The following is a 16,234-nucleotide window of genomic DNA, read 5'->3' as shown; positions in this document are numbered from 1 at the left end:
ATCGAACTTTGTATTCAAATAAAACTTAAAAAAATGAAAAAGATTAAATTAGGAAGTCAAGGATTAATTATTCCTCCAATAGGTTTGGGATGTATGGGAATGACAGGTTTTGAAGAGGCAAATATATATGGTGCAGCAGATGAAATAGAAGCCTTAAAAACAATCCATCGTTCGCTTGAAATGGGAGGCAATTTTCTAGATACAGCAGATCTGTACGGTCCTTTAAAAAATGAACAGCTAATAGCAAAAGCTATTGGAAAAGAACGTGATAAATATACAATAGCTACAAAATTTGGTTGGGAAATTGATGATGCGGGAAAAGTAACTTGGGCGATAAACGGAAGCAAAAAGTATATCAAAAAAGCAGTGGAACGTTCTCTCAAAAATTTGAATACCGATTATATTGATCTTTATTATATGCACCGCCTTGACAAAAATACGCCCATAGAAGAAACGGTTGACGCGATGAGTGATCTTGTTAAGGAAGGTAAAGTGAAATATTTGGGACTTTCTGAAGTATCTTCTGAAACAATTAAAAGAGCACATCAAATTCATTCTATTACAGCTGTTCAAAGTGAATATTCTTTATTTGAAAGAACTGCAGAAGAAAGAGGCGTACTAAAAACTCTGAAAGAACTAGAAATCGGTTTTGTTGCGTATTCTCCTTTAGGAAGAGGCTTTTTGTCTGGGCAAATTCGTTCTATAGATGATCTTCCAGAAAATGACTTCCGTAGAGGTATACCCCGCTTTCAGGAAAATTATTTTCATAAAAATATCGAATTAGTAAAAGCGATTGAAAAAATGGCAGAAGAAAAAAACATCAATTCGTCTCAGCTTGCTCTTGCATGGATAATCAGTAAGGGAATTGTGCCTATTCCTGGAACCAAACGCAGAACCTATCTCGAGCAGAATATACAGGCTACTACCGTAGAATTAAGTCCTCAAGATCTGCAAAAACTGGAAAGTATTGTACCTTTGGGAACTGATACCGGAGCTCCGTATGATGAATTCAGCATGGGACTTCTAGACTAACTTAAAAGAAGCGTTATGAACACTATAGCATCTGTGTCTGCCTTTCATCGCCTACTTTCTCTTCAGGAACCTAAACATCCAATGGTAAGCGTAATCAATTTATCTGAAAGCATTTTTTTGGAGGATGAAATCTGGAAAGGATTTGTAAATAAATTCTACTGTGTCGCTCTAAAAAGAGACGCAAAAGGAAAAGTTAGATATGGTCAAGGACATTACGATTATGATAAAGGAGTACTAAGCTTTACTGCACCGAATCAGGTGCAGTATTTAGATTTTCATAATATGGAATGTGGAGCTGGTTATTTGTTGGTATTTCACGAAGATTTTATTTTAAAACATCCGTTAGCTCAGAAAATATTTGATTTTGGATTTTTTTCCTATGCCGTAAATGAAGCATTACATTTATCTGAACAAGAAGAAAAATATCTCATAGAAATATTGGACCGAATTGACAAAGAATGCCAGCATATTGATCGTCATACTCAGGAAATTATCTTATCGCAGATTGATCTACTCCTAAACTATTCAAGTCGATTTTATGAAAGGCAATTTATAACCCGAAAGAACAATAGTCATACCTTACTTCCTAAATTTGAAAGGTTTATAAATGATTATTATAATGATGATACTAAAGAAAAAGGTCTTTTAAGTGTAAGTTTAGCTGCCGAAGCGATGAATCTTTCTCCCAATTACCTCAGCGATTTTTTGAAGATACACACCGGTCGTAATGCAAGTGAACATATTTATGAAAAACTGATCAATAAGGCCAAAGAAAAACTATCAGTAACTGAATTGTCTGTAAGTGAAATAGCTTATACTCTTGGTTTTGAACATCCACAGTCATTTAGTACACTTTTTAAAAAAAGAACACAAATGGCTCCTTTGGAATTTCGAGAAAAAATCAGGAATAATTAGTCCTTCAGCTCAATAGAATTTCTAGTCACTTAACTAATTTTATACAGCATTTTCTACTTAGAATCTATTTTTTTATATTTTTGTACCAATCATTACAAAATAAAATTAAATGAGAGGAAGACCAACTATATACGAAGATTCTAATATTATAAAAAAAGCTCAAGAGCTATTTTGGAAAAAAGGTTATACCGCAACCTCTTTAAGCGATTTGCAGAAAGCTACTGGTGCAGGTGCCGGAAGTTTTTATAATACTTTTAATGGAGGTAAAAAAGAAGTTTTTCAAAAAGCTATTCAGGAACGAAGACTGGCATTTGACGCTTTTAAAAAAGAATTAAGCACAAGCAAATATCCGTTGGAGCTAATTAAAGATTTTTTTAGAAGCATAGCAGACTCAGATAAAAACGAACATCTGAAAGGTTGTATTATTGCGAATACAGTGGTTGAAATGACTTATATTGATGACGATCTTGAGTCAATTTCTGTACAAATCTTAAAAGAAGTTGAAGAAATGTTTACAGAAGTTATTTCTGCAGAACAAAAAAAAGGAAATATAAAAACAATGACTTCTCCCGAAATTTTAGGAAAATATCTTATAACATTTTGGTGCGGACTCAATACACTCCGCCGAATGTATCCGAACAAAGAAGTATTAAAACAACAAATCGAAATGCAATTAGCTGTTATCAGCTAATTTTTTTGATTATTTATGTATCAATCATTACAAAAATTAAATAAAAAATGAATTTACAATTAGAAGAAAAAAAAGCTTTCATTAGCGGGTCAACACAAGGAATTGGCTTTGCAATTGCACAGCAGTTATTAGCTGAAAATGCCGAAGTCATTATTAATGGAAGAAACAAAGAAAAAACCGAACTCGCTGTTGAAAAATTAGCAGCTGAATTTCCAAATGCAAAAGTTTCTGGAATCGCCGCTGACTTTGGAAAAAAAGAGGAAGTGGAGAAATTAATCCAAAAATTAAATGATATTGAAATTCTAATTAATAATGTTGGCATTTTCGAGCTAAAAAACTTTGAAGATCTTGAAGACGAAGATTGGTATACTTTTTTTGAAATCAATGTTATGAGTTCGATTCGACTTTCAAAGAAACTTTTACCCTCAATGCTAAACAAAAAATCTGGAAGAATTCTTTTTATCAGCAGTGAATCTGGTGTAAACATTCCTGGAAACATGATTCACTACGGAATGACAAAAGCGGCTATGATGGCGTTTAGCAATGGTCTATCAAAACTAACAATAGGAACTGAAGTTACTGTAAATACGATTCTTGGTGGTCCAACGTACTCAGACGGAGTCGCTGCAACTATAGAACAAATTGCTGCAATGCAGAACATCGAAACAGAACAGATGAAAAGCATTATCGTACAGCAAACCAATCCTCATTCATTATTACAACGATTTATAAATCCTTCTGAGATTGCTTCATTAGCCGTTTATCTTTCAAGTCCGCTTTCAATAGCAACAAATGGAGCTTCGTTACGAGCAGATGGAGGAGTTTTAAAAACTATTTAAAAATTTTAATTTTATCATCATTGAAATCAAGAAAGCCAGAAAATATTTTTTTTCTGGCTTTCTTGATTTTTAATTAGAAGTTTCTTTTAAAAACTTAATCAATCCTTTCATGTATGTTTCCTGATCATCATACATACTCATATGACTGCCTTTTTCACAATACAAATAAGTACCATTTTTAACCTGTGTTGCAATCCATTTCATATGTTCGGGATCCATGGTATCGTATTGTGCTCCAATTGATAATGTGGGTACTGTAATCTTCGGAAGTTCTTTTGTAATATCCCATTTTTCTAGTTTACCAGAAAGCCCGAATTCGCTTGGCCCTTGCATTGTAACATACAGCGACTGATTGATTTTAGCAAATGATCGATTAACTGGTTCAGGCCATAAATTTGGATCTAAGCGCAAAATGTGTTTAGAATAAAAATTAGGAACCAACAACTTCATATATTCTGGATTCTCAAAATCTTTGTTTTTTTCTATTTCTCGTATTCTGGCTAAAACTTTTGGATCCATCTGTTTCGCTAATACATCGTCTGCATATTTATCATAAGCTATCGCACTCATCATCATATTGGAAATGATAAGTCCTTTCAAATTCTTCTGGTATTTAAGTGCATATTGTGCAGCTAAAATTCCACCCCAAGAATGACCTAATAGATAAAAATTATCTTTATCCAGTTTTAAGGCTTGACGAACCTGCTCTACTTCTTCAACATATCTAGATAGATCCCAAAATGCTGGATCATTCGGATTATCAGAATTACCCGTTCCCAACTGATCATAGTAAATAAATTCAATTCCTTCTGATGGCAAAAAACTTTCCATACATTCAAAATACTCGTGTGTAGCTCCAGGCCCGCCGTTAAGAAGTAATAGTTTTATTTTAGGATTATTTCCAATTCTCTTCGTCCAAACATTAAATTTTCCTTTTGGAGTATTGATTTGTACAATTTTAATCCCTCCAATTTTTATGCCCGAAGCGTTATCCGTTAAGTAGTTTTTTAAATCAACACTTTTGTTATCAGAAGAATTCTCTTTTTTGCAACCAGTTAGAAAAAAAGCAACTATCACTATTAAAAAAGCATTTCGAAATAAGGTCATAAACTATACTTTTAAGTTATTTGAAATTCTAATTTAAGTATTTATTTGACATTATATAGATTTCATTATAAGATATTTAAAATAATTCTCTTTGCATTTTTTAATTTATAAAAAACTTTCTTCGTTTGCTATGAGTTCTAATTTTGCTAAAATAATTGCCAGTTTGTTTTCTAATAAATCTTTTCCGTCGCGCCATTCTTTTTTTATCGATTCTCTTTTAGCTCGAAGTATAAATTCTCCGGTAAAAACGTATTCTGACGTTTCTCTTTTCCCTTCAATAGTAATTCTTTTTAATGCTTCTCTCAAATCAATTTCAATCTCTATTCCATTAGTAAAAAGAATGCTGTCAGACCCGTTATTGTTTTTTCGCATTTGGTGACCGCGGAATTCCAAAATTTTTATAAAAGCGTCCATAAATAGTAAAGCTCTGTTTACACTTTTGTTTGATACATTTAAATTTAAAATCTCAAGAAAATCATTATCGTTTTTCTTTAAATTTTTATAATAATCTTCTGTAGCATAAACGATTTTAGAAGGATTTTCAAGCTTTTGTTTAACGATCAACAAATCACTTACCTCTTTCTTTATTTGATGAACGGAATCAAGCAACGGGGTAGATTTTGAAGTGTATCGAAATTGCATTTCATACCTTTTCTTTAGAATGTAAATCTGGTTGATCGTATTATATTCTGTTGATAGTTTTGGTCTTTCCGATCTTTTGTATTCCAGTTTATTCCAATGACGGTTATTGGGTAAAGGAATCTGCATTTTATCACAAGCGTTCTTTATTCCCATAGTCGAAATTTCGTAGTGCTTTGCTATTTGAATAAGTGGAAATTTCCAAACCAAGTTATAAAGTTCTAAGCGTGTAAAACTAACTTTATCCATATTTAAATAATAATCTGCTGAAATATAAAAACACCATTTCTGTAATTTTTTCCAGAAATGGTGTTTATAAAAAAAACTATTCTACTCCTCCTCCTAAAGCGCGATAGAGGTTAATGGCTGCATTTAGCTTTTCTAATTTTATAGTTACAACATCTAAATCATTTTGAAGTGAACTGTTTTGAGCAGTTATAACTTCTAGGTAATTTGCCATTCCGCTTTTATACAGCAAAGAAGCGTCAGAAGTCGCTTTGTCTAAAGACTGGGCTTTTTCTTTTGCGAGTAAAATACGTTCATCGGCATATTTCAATCTTGACATGGCATCATTAACTTCTCCTACAGCAGTAATAAAAGACTGTTTAAATTGTACAACTGCTTTTTCTTGTTCTAATACAGCGACTTCATACGACGTTCTTAACGCTTTTTTTCTGAAAATCGGCTGTGCTAAATTGGCCGCAATAGTCTTAGTAACAGAACCTGGAAAATTAAACCAGTTATCAAACTCAAATGAATTTACACCAATTGACGGACTTAAACTTAAAGTGGGATACATGGTTGCTTTTGCTAAACTCGTTTTGGCGTTTGCTGACATCACTGCATATTCACTAGCTTTTACGTCTGGTCTTCTGCTCAAAAGTGAAACAGGAACTCCGTCAGGAAATAGTACCGCAACTTCTGCTGCGTCAATATTACCCGCTCTTTCAATTTTATCTGGATATTCTCCGCATAAAATCTGTAAAGCATTTTCTTGAACAGCAATATTCGCTTTTGCTAAAGGCACTAATAATTCAGCTGTTTTTTTCTGAGCTTCAGTTTGATTTACGGCTAATGAACTAACAGAACCAGAATTGTACTGCAAACGCATCATACTTAAGGTATTGTTACTTAACTCAATATTTTTCTCTGCAATTTTAAGCTGTTCATCTAAACCAAGAAGATTGTAATAAGCTTGCGCAACCTGAACAATTATACGAGTTTTTAAAGCCGAAAGGTTTTCTTTTTGAGCAAAATATGCTGCTTTGGCATCTCGTTTCTGCATCGCAGCTTTTCCCCAAATATCAACTTCCCAAGCCAAACGAAGATTGGCATTGTAATCGTCCATATAATCTTTACCAATAAACTGAGCACTTAATGATCCGTTTAAAGAGTTTTTAGATTGATAAGAACGACTAGCACCTGCATCAAAATCTAGTGTTGGAAGTAAGGACAGCTTGGCTTGTTTATAAGAAAGATCAAGCTGTTCCATACTTTTCATTGCAATAAGCACCTCGTTATTTTTAACGAGGGCTTTTTCAATCAAATTAACCAACAAAGGATCTTTATAATAGTTTTTCCATGGAAGCAAAATCGTATCTCCAGTTACCACAATCTCTTCGCGGTATTTTTCTGGAACATTTAAATCTGTACGCGTATATTTTTTTCCTACCACACAAGAAGTCATGATTGTTCCGGTAAGTAAAACAATTCCGATTTTATATAGTGTTTTCATTATTATTCTTTTATGGTTTGAACTTGTACTGCAATCTTTTTCCCTGACACTTTTTCTTGTAAATATTGAAATACAATGAAAAGCAACGGAATCACAAAAATTCCCAGTACAACACCGCTAAACATTCCGACTGCGGCACTCACACTAATTGATCGGTTTCCAACTGCAGTTCCTCCAGAGGCAAACATCAATGGAATCATCCCTACAATAAAAGCTAGCGAAGTCATGATAATCGGACGTAATCTTGATCTTGCTCCTTCAATTGCGGCCTCGATTATGCTTAATCCGGCAAGACGTCTCTGTAAAGCAAACTCAACAATCAAAATGGCATTTTTAGCCAAAAGTCCAACGAGCATAATTAACCCCACTTGAACGTAAATATTATTGTCTAAGCCAACTGCTTTAATCCCTGCAAAAGCTCCTAAAATTCCTGTAGGGATAGAAAGCAATACAGCAAGTGGCAGTAAATAACTTTCGTATTGAGCAGCAAGCAGGAAGAATACAAACAAAAGACACAACCCAAAAATGGCAATTGTCTGGCTTCCTCCTGCTTTTTCCTCAAGACTTAAACCTGTCCATTCGTAACTGTAATCAGATGGAAGTTGATCTAAAACCTTTTCTAAATTCCCCATAATCTGACCGTTACTATAACCTGGCAATGCCATTGCTGTAATATTTACAGAATTATACAAATTATAGCGGTTTACCGATTCCGGCCCGTACACTTTATGAAATTTTACAATCGATTTTACAGGAACCATCTGCATATCTGCGTTTCTAACAAAAATTTCATTAAAAGCATCTTCATCCATTCTAAAAATACCATCGGCTTTTACATTCACTCTGTAGAATTTACCAAATCGGGTAAAATCCGATGATTGATCTCCTGCAAAATAAGTCTGAATGTTTCCTAATAGTTCTTTGATATTTACGCCCATCTGTCGGGCTTTATCTTCATCAACTTCCAATTCCAATTGCGGATAATCGGCTCTAAAAGTCGTATATGCATATTGAACTCCAGGCTGCTGCATAATCTGTCCGATTACTTTATCAGACATAGCTTTTAAAGCTTCTGGGCTTCTAGCCATTCTGTCCTGTAAAACAATTTCGGCACCGCTAGTTACACCAAATCCTTCAACAGGTGGCATTCTGAATACCATAATCGAACCTTCTTTAATTTTAGATAATTTAGCTGTAACGCTATTCAAAATTTCGTCAATATCTTTAACAGCACCTCTTTCTTTTTTAGGTTTTAATTTGATAAATCCTAAACCGTACGCTGTACTAGCACTGTTACTCAAAATATTAAATCCCGTAATACTGGTGTTAACATCAATAGCTTCTTCTGTTTCTAAGATTTTCTCCATTCTCTGCACTACTTCAGTCGTACGATCAAGCGCTGTTCCTGGCGGCATAGACAAACTGTAGACCATGAAACCGTCATCTTCAAGCGGTACAAAACTTTTTGGTGTAGACATCATCATATAAACCGCAATTGCAGTAATTCCTGTCACTAAACCAGCAGCGATCCATTTTCTTCCGATAAGGAAACGAACCCCTTTAATATATCTGCCCGTAAGATTATTGAAACTAGTATTAAATCCGACGAAAAATCGATCTTTAAAACTTGTTTTGTGATTGTGATTATCATGTTTGTCTCCATGATTCTTTAATAAAAGTGCACATAAAGCTGGAGTTAACGTAAGTGCATTTACTGCCGAGATAATAATCGCAATCGCTAAAGTATAAGCAAATTGTTTATAGAAAATCCCTGAAGATCCCGTCATAAAACCAATCGGAATAAATACAGCCGACATTACCAAAGTAATCGAAATTACAGCTCCTGTAATTTCTGCCATCGCACTATGTGTTGCTTCTTTAGCCGAAATACCTGCATCTTCTTCCATTTTACTGTGAACTGCTTCCACAACGACAATTGCGTCATCGACCACAATTCCAATTGCTAGTACCAAAGCAAAAAGAGTTAGAATATTGACGGTAAATCCGAAAACCAGCAGAAAGAAAAACGTTCCTACAATTGCCACTGGAACTGCAATTGCCGGAATAATCGTTGATCGAATATCCTGAAGGAAAATAAATACTACGATAAACACCAATATAAAGGCTTCGAATAAAGTCGATTTTACTTGTCCCGTTGCTTCATCCAAACGCTCTTTGGTGCTCATTACGTTCACATACTTAATTCCAGGAGGAAAAGATTTTGACAATCTTTCGACTTCTTTATTAATCCCGATTTCAATATCGTTTGCATTAGAACCCGAAGTTTGTAAAATTGCCATCGTAACCGCATTTTTACTATTCGATTTGTTATCCCCGCTGTATGAAATAGAACCGAACTCAACTCGTGCAACATCTTTCAATCTTAAAACGTTACTTCCGTTATTTTTAACTACAATATTTTCATACTGTTCCGGCTTGTTCTTTTTTCCTTTGTAACGAATTACATATTCTAAAGCCGCTTTTGATTCTTCTCCCAATTTTCCTGGAGCTGATTCTAAACTCTGTTCCGCAATTGCCTGCGTAACATCTGAAGGTACTAAACCAGCATTTGCCATTTTACGCGGATCCAACCAAATTCGCATGGAATAATCTTTCTGTCCAAAAATCTGAACTTGTCCAACTCCTGGAACACGTTTCATTTGAGGTACAAGATTTATATTTGCATAATTCTGCAGAAACAATTCATCATATTTGTTATTGTCATCTGTATACAAGTTGAAAATAACAATCATACTGTTTTGTTGCTTCGAAGTTGTAAGTCCCATGCGGACTACTTCTTGCGGTAATTTTGGAGTTGCCTGCTGTACTCTGTTCTGCACGTTTACAGCGGCCTGATCTGGATCTACCCCTTGTTTAAAAATGACACTAATCGAAAAAGATCCGTCATTACTTGCAGTAGATTTAATGTACTGCATATTTTCAACTCCGTTAATCTGCTCTTCTAAAGGCGTTACTACCGAACGAATAACGGTTTCACTATTTCCTCCCGGATAAGAACCGCTTACCATAACAGTTGGAGGAGAAATATCTGGGAATCTTGTTACAGATAATCGGGTAAGTCCAATGATACCCAATATACCCAATACAATGGAAATGACTGTGGCCAATACTGGCCTGTCTATTATTTTCTTTAACATGGAAAATGTTATTTTTTATATTAAATCAAAAGAATTATTTGCTGCTTAGATTTTTAGCAGCAGTTTTTGGAACAACTTCCATACTATCATAAAGTACATCGATAGAATTAAGCGCTACTTTGTCACCCGATTTCAAACCAGATTTTACAAAATAATTGGTTCCTGCATTTCCAGCAATTTCAATTGGAACCATCCCTACTTTGTTGCCTTCTTTTAAAACAAAAACAAAAAATTTATCTTGAATGTCTTTTACACTTGCCATCGGAATTGTAATAACAGAAGACAAATTCTTGTTTAAGACAATTCGAGCAGAACCTCCAGAACGTAATTCTTTTTTCGGATTTGGAAAAATGGCTTTTAAAGCAATTGTACCCGTTGCTCGATCTATATTTCCGCTGGCAACTTCCAATTTTCCATTCTGATCGTATTCGCTGTCATCTGCCATAATTAAACTAACAGACTTATCTGATTTTGAATCTTTTGAGAAAGCAAGATAATCAGCTTCTGTAAGAGAGAAATAAACAAAGACATTATTAATCTCAGAAAGTGTAGTTAATGGAACAGCATCGGTTGGTGTAACTAAATTTCCGATACGATTCGGAATACGGCTAATATAGCCGCTTACAGGAGCTTTAATCAAAGAGAAATCGGCATTTAACTGAGATGATCCTAAAGCGGCTTTAGCCTGTGCTACTTGTGCGGTTGCAGCTTCATAATTAGCTTGTGCGGTTTTTAACTGCATATCTGAAAAGACTTTTCCATCAACTAAAGGTTTGATTTTTTCTACCTCCAATTTAGCATTTGCCTGATTGGCCAAAGCGCTTTTGTAGGCCGCACGACTGTTGTTTACTTGTTCAGCATAAACATCGCCTTTAATTTTAAAAAGAGATTGTCCTTTGTTTACATAATCTCCTTCTTTTACATAAATAGCTTCAAGATAACCTGATACTTGAGCTTTTATATCAACGTTTACGGTACCTTCAACAGTACCTGGATATTTTTTTTCTATATCTCCTGATGTCGAACTTGTCTGAAGAAAGTCAACTTCTGGTTTAGGAGGCGCCATTTGTGCATCTCCACTCTTTCCGCATGAAGAAAGTGATATGATTATTAATAAAACTGCAATCCTATCAATTGCTTTATTATTTTTAAAAAACTGTTTTGTCATTTTATTTTTCATTTTAAATGAATTACCTCAAATTTGGCAGCAAAATAACAGCTGAAAACAGCATTTTCAAGGAAGAAAGTTACCCAAACGGCATTTTTTGACACCGAAACGGAGGGTTTTCTTTTTAAGGTTCTAAGGTTCTGAGATGCTGAGGTTCTAAGTTTTTTTTCGCCACGATACGAGCAATAGCGAACAGGCGAAGCAATTCATGAATCTTAGATAATTAAAATTCTTGTATAAAACTGGCGATATGATTTCTCGAATTTTTATGATCAAGAATGATATAAGACAAAAATGAGAGTAAAACATCGTAACTTCAAAAAGGAAATTAGCGAAATTAGTGCAATTCGTGGCAAAAAAACTTAGAACCTCAGCATCTCAGAACCTTAGTTCCTTCCTAGCTAGCGATCCATCCACTGTTTAAACAATGGCGTTTTCTCTCTGCTGATAATCACTTCGCGTTCGGGATCGAGTTTTAATTGGATTTTCAATTTTGCGTTAAAGTAGTTCGCAATTGATTTGATACTTTCCGCGCGAATAAAAAACTGACGGTTGGCGCGAAAAAAGATATTTGGATCTAATTCTTGTTCCAACTCTTCCATTGTTTGCGGAATCGAAATAATTACACCAGATTTGAGAAACAAATTACTAGTTTTAAACTCCGAATAAATAAAATCAATATCTGAAACATCTACACTTTTGTAACCGTCACGATAGGTCACTAAAAAGCGCATTCTAAATACTGGTTTTTGAATAAGTTCTTTTAGAATTCCAGTAATATTAGAATAATTAGTTTCGTTTTTATTTAATGATTTGAATTTTGTTAAGGCATGTTCTAATTCGTTTTTTTCGATTGGTTTCATCAAGTAATCGATACTGTTTACCTTAAAAGCTCTAATGGCGTATTCATCGTAAGCCGTTGTAAAAATAACAGGACAAGTGATTTCCATTTCATCAAAAATAGCAAAACTTAATCCGTCTGCTAAACGAATATCCATGGTAATTAAATCTGGAGCAGAATTAGATTTTAACCACGCCACTGTATCTACAACGGTATCTATAATACCTAAAATTTCACAATTAGGCTCTAGTTCTTCCAACAGTCTTTTTAATCGGCTGGCATTAATACTTTCATCTTCTACAATTAAAATTTTCATAACTTCTAAATTAATGGCAGACGCACCTCATAATAGCCGTTTGATTCACTAAAAACCGGCATTTTTTCAGATAAAATTTTATAACGGAATTCAATATTTTTATTTCCGATTCCTGTTGAAACCAAACTCTTTCCAGCGGTTTGCTGCAGTTTATTACGAACGATAATATCTCCAGAATCAGAAAAAATAGTAATTGTAAGCGGATTGGTCAAAGTTGCTGTATTGTGTTTTACAGCATTTTCTACCAATAATTGCAAAGTAAGTGGCGGTAAATGAAGTGCAAATAAAGCAGAATCAATCTCAATTTGTAAGTCGATTTTTTCGCCAAGACGTTTCTTCAATAAATAGAAATAAGCATTTAGAAACTCTATTTCTTCTTTTACAGTAATGGTATCTTTATTCGAATTTGAAATCATATAACGATAGACTCTCGTTATATTTTCTAAAAATGAAGCTGCTTCTTTTTGGTCTTCATAAATCAGTTCCGTTAGGGTACTGAAATTATTAAATACAAAATGCGGATCTAATTGCATTTTTAAAGATTCCAGTTTAGAGCGCATTACGGCTTCTTGAAGTTCAGAGGCTTTAATTTTTAATTCTGCCGTTTCAATAGCATTTAAGCGCCATCTGTTTAATAGAAATATTCCGGTATGAATGGCACTTATAAAAAGCGAAATAATGGCAGCCATAATTTTTGACTGCCAAATCGTAACCAGATCATTTTCTTCTAATGCCGTACACGGATACAAATAATCCCAGAGACACGAAAAAAAGTAGTTTAGAAGCATATTACCGGCTATTAGGCAAATAAACTGTGCTATCGCCCTAAAAACCGGATTTTGTTCCCAACTAATGTAGTAGTTTAATTTCCTTCCAACAAAAAGTGTTAGCTCTGTAAGTATGGCACAATACAGCAGGATAATAAAGATGTCAAAACTCTGATCTAAATCGAGCAGACTTTCTTCTTTAAAATTTCTATAGGGATTCAGAAAATAATAAGAAGACAGGTACACCAAAAAAACAGCCGGAATTACGATAACTCTGTAATATTTATAGAAAAAATTCTTCCCCGACTTCTTATTTTGGTTTCCTAACCTCATTTATTTTTTTTAAATAGAATAAATTTGGCAATGCTTAATGCGCTACCAAAACATCCTCTTTTTCAATATTAGTTATTTTTTGCTTCAACGTTTTTCTTTCACGCATTACACCCCATTTCAAACAAGTTGCACCCCAAGAAAATCCTGCACCAAAAGTGGTGATCAATAAATTTTGACCTTCTTTAAAATCTTCTTTAAAGTCCCATAAACATAAAGGAACTGTTGCAGAAGTTGTATTTCCGTAACGGTCAATATTTACTTTAACTTTATCAAAATCAATATTTAAACTTTCGCTGACAGCCGTGATAATTCTCAAATTAGCTTGATGCGGAATTACCCAGTCAATTTTATCTGCTTCTAAATCATTTTTCACCAAAGCATCTTGCGAAACCTGGCTCATTGCAGATACAGCTCTTTTAAAAACAAAAGCACCGTCTTGCTTTAAATAATGTGTTCTGTGTAAAAGACTTTGCATAGAAGTTGGATTTCTAGAACCTCCAGCTGGTACAGCTAAAGAAGAAACTCCGCTTCCATCTGTTTTTAGGATTGTTTTCATTAATCCGTAATCAGATTCTGTTTTTTCTAACAAAACAGCTCCTGCCCCATCTCCAAAAAGGATACAAGTATTACGATCTTCATAATCTACGATAGAACTCATTTTATCTGCCCCAACGATTATTAGCTTTTTATAGCGTCCGCTTTCGATCATATTTGCTCCCATTTCCAGAGCGTATAAGAATCCGCTGCAGGCAGCATTCATGTCAATACCAAAAGCATTTGTCAGTCTGCTTTTTTCACAAACAATACTTGCTGTTGGCGCTAAAATGTGATCTGGAGTAGCTGTTGCAACGAGCAAAGCTTCAATTTCGTTACGATCTACATTATAATTTTCGATTAGATTTTCAATCGCAGCCGCAGCAAGGTCAGATGTTGCGGTTTCGTCGTCTGCGATTCTTCGTTCTCTAATTCCAGTTCTTTTAATGATCCATTCCTCCGATGTATCAACAGTTTCTGAAATCTTTTTATTAGTTAGGATTGATGGCGGTACAAAGCCACCTATAGCTGTTATTACTGCGCTCATTTGTTTTTGTTTTTTTTAAGCTTTGTACTCTTATAACCCAATGCTTAATACTTTCATTATTCTTTGAAAGGTCTTCGGAATAATATTCAAAAAATCCCTTAGAACAGACGTAAGAAACAATAATAATTGTCTTAAAAGTCAATTTAATCTAATGACATTCAACTTTTTAAAAGAATTTAAAACCTGAACAAACTAAAAAAATTATAAAAAATTATTTTCAAAATGAATTAAAAATCTACACAAAGTGTTTTCTCGGTATTCCTTGGTATAAACCTTTAATTGATTTTATGTTTAAAATCCTATAATGCTGTTTTAGTTTGTAGATAATTCCCAATTACAGCTGCTGTCATTTTAATAAAAAAACTATCTGCATTAAGTTTTAGAGCGCTACAAAATTAATTTAAAAAAATCTGAAACAAGCAGGTAATTAAAAATAATTAACAAAACTGCTCGAAATGTTAAAATATAATTTTTATATCTGTCAACAAGCATAAAAAAATTATAGAATTCTTAAAATCAAAAATATTTTCTTTATGATTTCTTTTAATAGAACTTCTTCAAAAAAACCTTGTAATTTTTATACGTTTTTTTCTAAATCATATTAATTTTTAATAATTCGGAAATGATAACAAAGGGATATCCAGACCTGCAGCCAAAATTCTGGTCTTACTTCTATGTACTAAAGAATCCCAAAAACCATATTTTTGAGGTACCATAATTAAAAGATCTGCCTCATAATTTTTAATTTCTTTTCTAATTTCTTCAATAACGGCATTAGATCTTACAGTTTTATAAAGATATTTTACATCTTCAAATTCTTTTTCAATATTCGAATTCATCAAAATTCTATGCTGTTCTTCTTTTAGATCATCCAGCTTTTCGTCAACACTAAAAAATTCAATTTCAGCACCAAAATCTCCAAGTGCACTTTTAATCCAGCTGAATTTTTTTATTGCCGAAAAACTTAAACTATCACAAGCATAAAGCACCTTTTTTATATTTAGAAAACGTGCATTTTCAGGAACAGCCAACACTGGAACATGAAGATTTTTTATTGCTGTTGTTGTAGAATTTCCTAGTAATTCCTGCTCAAAAGAGCGTTCTGCCATTCCCATTACCACAACATCTGCTTTTGTATGTTCAATAATTTTAGGAAGTTCATCTTCTAAAAAAGAATACGTACAAATCGATTCTGTTTCAATTTTAAACATTTCTGCTGTTTGTTGGGCTAAATTTTCTAATCTCGAAATCGCTTTTTCAATCTGTTTCTGCATTGCATCTGCAGTTATGTGCGAATTTGCGCTGTGAACGCTCAAGGAAAATGAATTAAATAAAATAAGTTTTGCTCCTGTAGCTTTTGCGAGTCCTGCAGCATAGGTAACTGCATTGTTTGCTATAGCTGAAAAATTGGTAGCAGCAATTATAGTAAGTGGTGACGTCATAAAAATTGTCATTAAGCATTAATCCAGCAAAATTGCTTAATTAATCACCAATTGCTTTATTTTAATCCCCGAAGTAACAATATTTACTTCTCAACCGTAAATTATAATTTCTGAAAAAAAGCCGGTTGTTTTCTTTTCAAAGTAAAACGACCGGCTTTAGTATGATTTTT

At 33.8% G+C, this 16,234-nt stretch carries 13 protein-coding genes; 4 read left to right on the top strand and 9 right to left on the bottom strand.

The window, feature by feature from the left end; genetic code table 11:
- Positions 1–33: 33 nt before the first annotated feature.
- The 4 genes from LL966_RS03865 to LL966_RS03850 all read left to right on the top strand — a co-directional run bounded on the left by LL966_RS03865 (position 34) and on the right by LL966_RS03850 (position 3,477).
- A complete protein-coding gene (locus tag LL966_RS03865; RefSeq protein WP_229350372.1) occupies positions 34–1,032 on the top strand; it encodes an aldo/keto reductase in 999 nt (332 codons plus the stop codon).
- Between the two features lie 15 nt (positions 1,033–1,047).
- Entirely contained in the window at positions 1,048–1,947 is a 900-nt protein-coding gene (locus tag LL966_RS03860) for a helix-turn-helix domain-containing protein (RefSeq protein ID WP_229350370.1), read from the top strand.
- 109 nt (positions 1,948–2,056) lie between these two features.
- On the top strand, positions 2,057–2,638 hold the full coding sequence (locus LL966_RS03855) for a TetR/AcrR family transcriptional regulator (RefSeq protein WP_229350368.1): 582 nt from the start codon (positions 2,057–2,059) through the stop codon (positions 2,636–2,638).
- Positions 2,639–2,685: 47 nt separating this feature from the next.
- Positions 2,686–3,477, top strand: coding sequence for an SDR family NAD(P)-dependent oxidoreductase (locus LL966_RS03850; protein ID WP_229350367.1), 792 nt, complete (start codon positions 2,686–2,688; stop codon positions 3,475–3,477).
- A 69-nt stretch (positions 3,478–3,546) separates the two neighbouring features.
- Here LL966_RS03850 and LL966_RS03845 read toward each other — a convergent pair whose 3' ends face one another.
- From LL966_RS03845 to LL966_RS03805, 9 genes are all read right to left on the bottom strand, one after another.
- Positions 3,547–4,584, bottom strand: coding sequence for a proline iminopeptidase-family hydrolase (locus LL966_RS03845; RefSeq protein WP_229350365.1), 1,038 nt, complete (start codon positions 4,582–4,584; stop codon positions 3,547–3,549).
- Positions 4,585–4,689: 105 nt separating this feature from the next.
- Positions 4,690–5,472, bottom strand: a complete 783-nt coding sequence (locus tag LL966_RS03840) for a hypothetical protein (protein ID WP_229350363.1) — start codon at positions 5,470–5,472, stop codon at positions 4,690–4,692.
- A 76-nt stretch (positions 5,473–5,548) separates the two neighbouring features.
- On the bottom strand, positions 5,549–6,958 hold the full coding sequence (locus LL966_RS03835) for an efflux transporter outer membrane subunit (protein WP_229350361.1): 1,410 nt from the start codon (positions 6,956–6,958) through the stop codon (positions 5,549–5,551).
- Positions 6,959–6,960: 2 nt separating this feature from the next.
- Entirely contained in the window at positions 6,961–10,116 is a 3,156-nt protein-coding gene (locus LL966_RS03830) for an efflux RND transporter permease subunit (RefSeq protein WP_229350360.1), read from the bottom strand.
- Positions 10,117–10,150: 34 nt separating this feature from the next.
- On the bottom strand, positions 10,151–11,284 hold the full coding sequence (locus LL966_RS03825) for an efflux RND transporter periplasmic adaptor subunit (RefSeq protein ID WP_229350358.1): 1,134 nt from the start codon (positions 11,282–11,284) through the stop codon (positions 10,151–10,153).
- Between the two features lie 401 nt (positions 11,285–11,685).
- Positions 11,686–12,441 (bottom strand): LytR/AlgR family response regulator transcription factor, encoded by a 756-nt coding sequence (locus LL966_RS03820; RefSeq protein ID WP_229350356.1) that lies wholly within the window; start codon positions 12,439–12,441, stop codon positions 11,686–11,688.
- Between the two features lie 5 nt (positions 12,442–12,446).
- The gene (locus tag LL966_RS03815) at positions 12,447–13,541 is read right to left on the bottom strand and encodes a sensor histidine kinase (RefSeq protein WP_229350354.1); all 1,095 of its coding nucleotides are present in this window, start codon (positions 13,539–13,541) and stop codon (positions 12,447–12,449) included.
- Positions 13,542–13,575: 34 nt separating this feature from the next.
- Positions 13,576–14,622: a beta-ketoacyl-ACP synthase III gene (locus LL966_RS03810; RefSeq protein WP_229350352.1), complete on the bottom strand. Its 1,047-nt coding sequence runs from the start codon at positions 14,620–14,622 to the stop codon at positions 13,576–13,578.
- A 608-nt stretch (positions 14,623–15,230) separates the two neighbouring features.
- The gene (locus LL966_RS03805) at positions 15,231–16,064 is read right to left on the bottom strand and encodes a universal stress protein (protein WP_229350350.1); all 834 of its coding nucleotides are present in this window, start codon (positions 16,062–16,064) and stop codon (positions 15,231–15,233) included.
- Positions 16,065–16,234: the final 170 nt, after the last annotated feature.

The sequence above is a fragment of the Flavobacterium chungbukense genome (assembly GCF_020805785.1).
GTDB classification, from domain to species: domain Bacteria; phylum Bacteroidota; class Bacteroidia; order Flavobacteriales; family Flavobacteriaceae; genus Flavobacterium; species Flavobacterium chungbukense.
Note: the sequence above shows the minus strand (reverse complement) of the source record. Positions and strands in the feature narration are given on the sequence as shown.

What these genes read in the sequence shown, in the direction of transcription:
- LL966_RS03865 (WP_229350372.1), top strand. Translation starts at nt 34, where the DNA reads ATGAAAAAGATTAAATTAGGAAGTCAAGGATTAATTATTCCTCCAATA.
- LL966_RS03860 (WP_229350370.1), top strand. Translation starts at nt 1,048, where the DNA reads ATGAACACTATAGCATCTGTGTCTGCCTTTCATCGCCTACTTTCTCTT.
- LL966_RS03855 (WP_229350368.1), top strand. Translation starts at nt 2,057, where the DNA reads ATGAGAGGAAGACCAACTATATACGAAGATTCTAATATTATAAAAAAA.
- LL966_RS03850 (WP_229350367.1), top strand. Translation starts at nt 2,686, where the DNA reads ATGAATTTACAATTAGAAGAAAAAAAAGCTTTCATTAGCGGGTCAACA.
- LL966_RS03845 (WP_229350365.1), bottom strand. Translation starts at nt 4,584, where the DNA reads ATGACCTTATTTCGAAATGCTTTTTTAATAGTGATAGTTGCTTTTTTT.
- LL966_RS03840 (WP_229350363.1), bottom strand. Translation starts at nt 5,472, where the DNA reads ATGGATAAAGTTAGTTTTACACGCTTAGAACTTTATAACTTGGTTTGG.
- LL966_RS03835 (WP_229350361.1), bottom strand. Translation starts at nt 6,958, where the DNA reads ATGAAAACACTATATAAAATCGGAATTGTTTTACTTACCGGAACAATC.
- LL966_RS03830 (WP_229350360.1), bottom strand. Translation starts at nt 10,116, where the DNA reads ATGTTAAAGAAAATAATAGACAGGCCAGTATTGGCCACAGTCATTTCC.
- LL966_RS03825 (WP_229350358.1), bottom strand. Translation starts at nt 11,284, where the DNA reads ATGACAAAACAGTTTTTTAAAAATAATAAAGCAATTGATAGGATTGCA.
- LL966_RS03820 (WP_229350356.1), bottom strand. Translation starts at nt 12,441, where the DNA reads ATGAAAATTTTAATTGTAGAAGATGAAAGTATTAATGCCAGCCGATTA.
- LL966_RS03815 (WP_229350354.1), bottom strand. Translation starts at nt 13,541, where the DNA reads ATGAGGTTAGGAAACCAAAATAAGAAGTCGGGGAAGAATTTTTTCTAT.
- LL966_RS03810 (WP_229350352.1), bottom strand. Translation starts at nt 14,622, where the DNA reads ATGAGCGCAGTAATAACAGCTATAGGTGGCTTTGTACCGCCATCAATC.
- LL966_RS03805 (WP_229350350.1), bottom strand. Translation starts at nt 16,064, where the DNA reads ATGACGTCACCACTTACTATAATTGCTGCTACCAATTTTTCAGCTATA.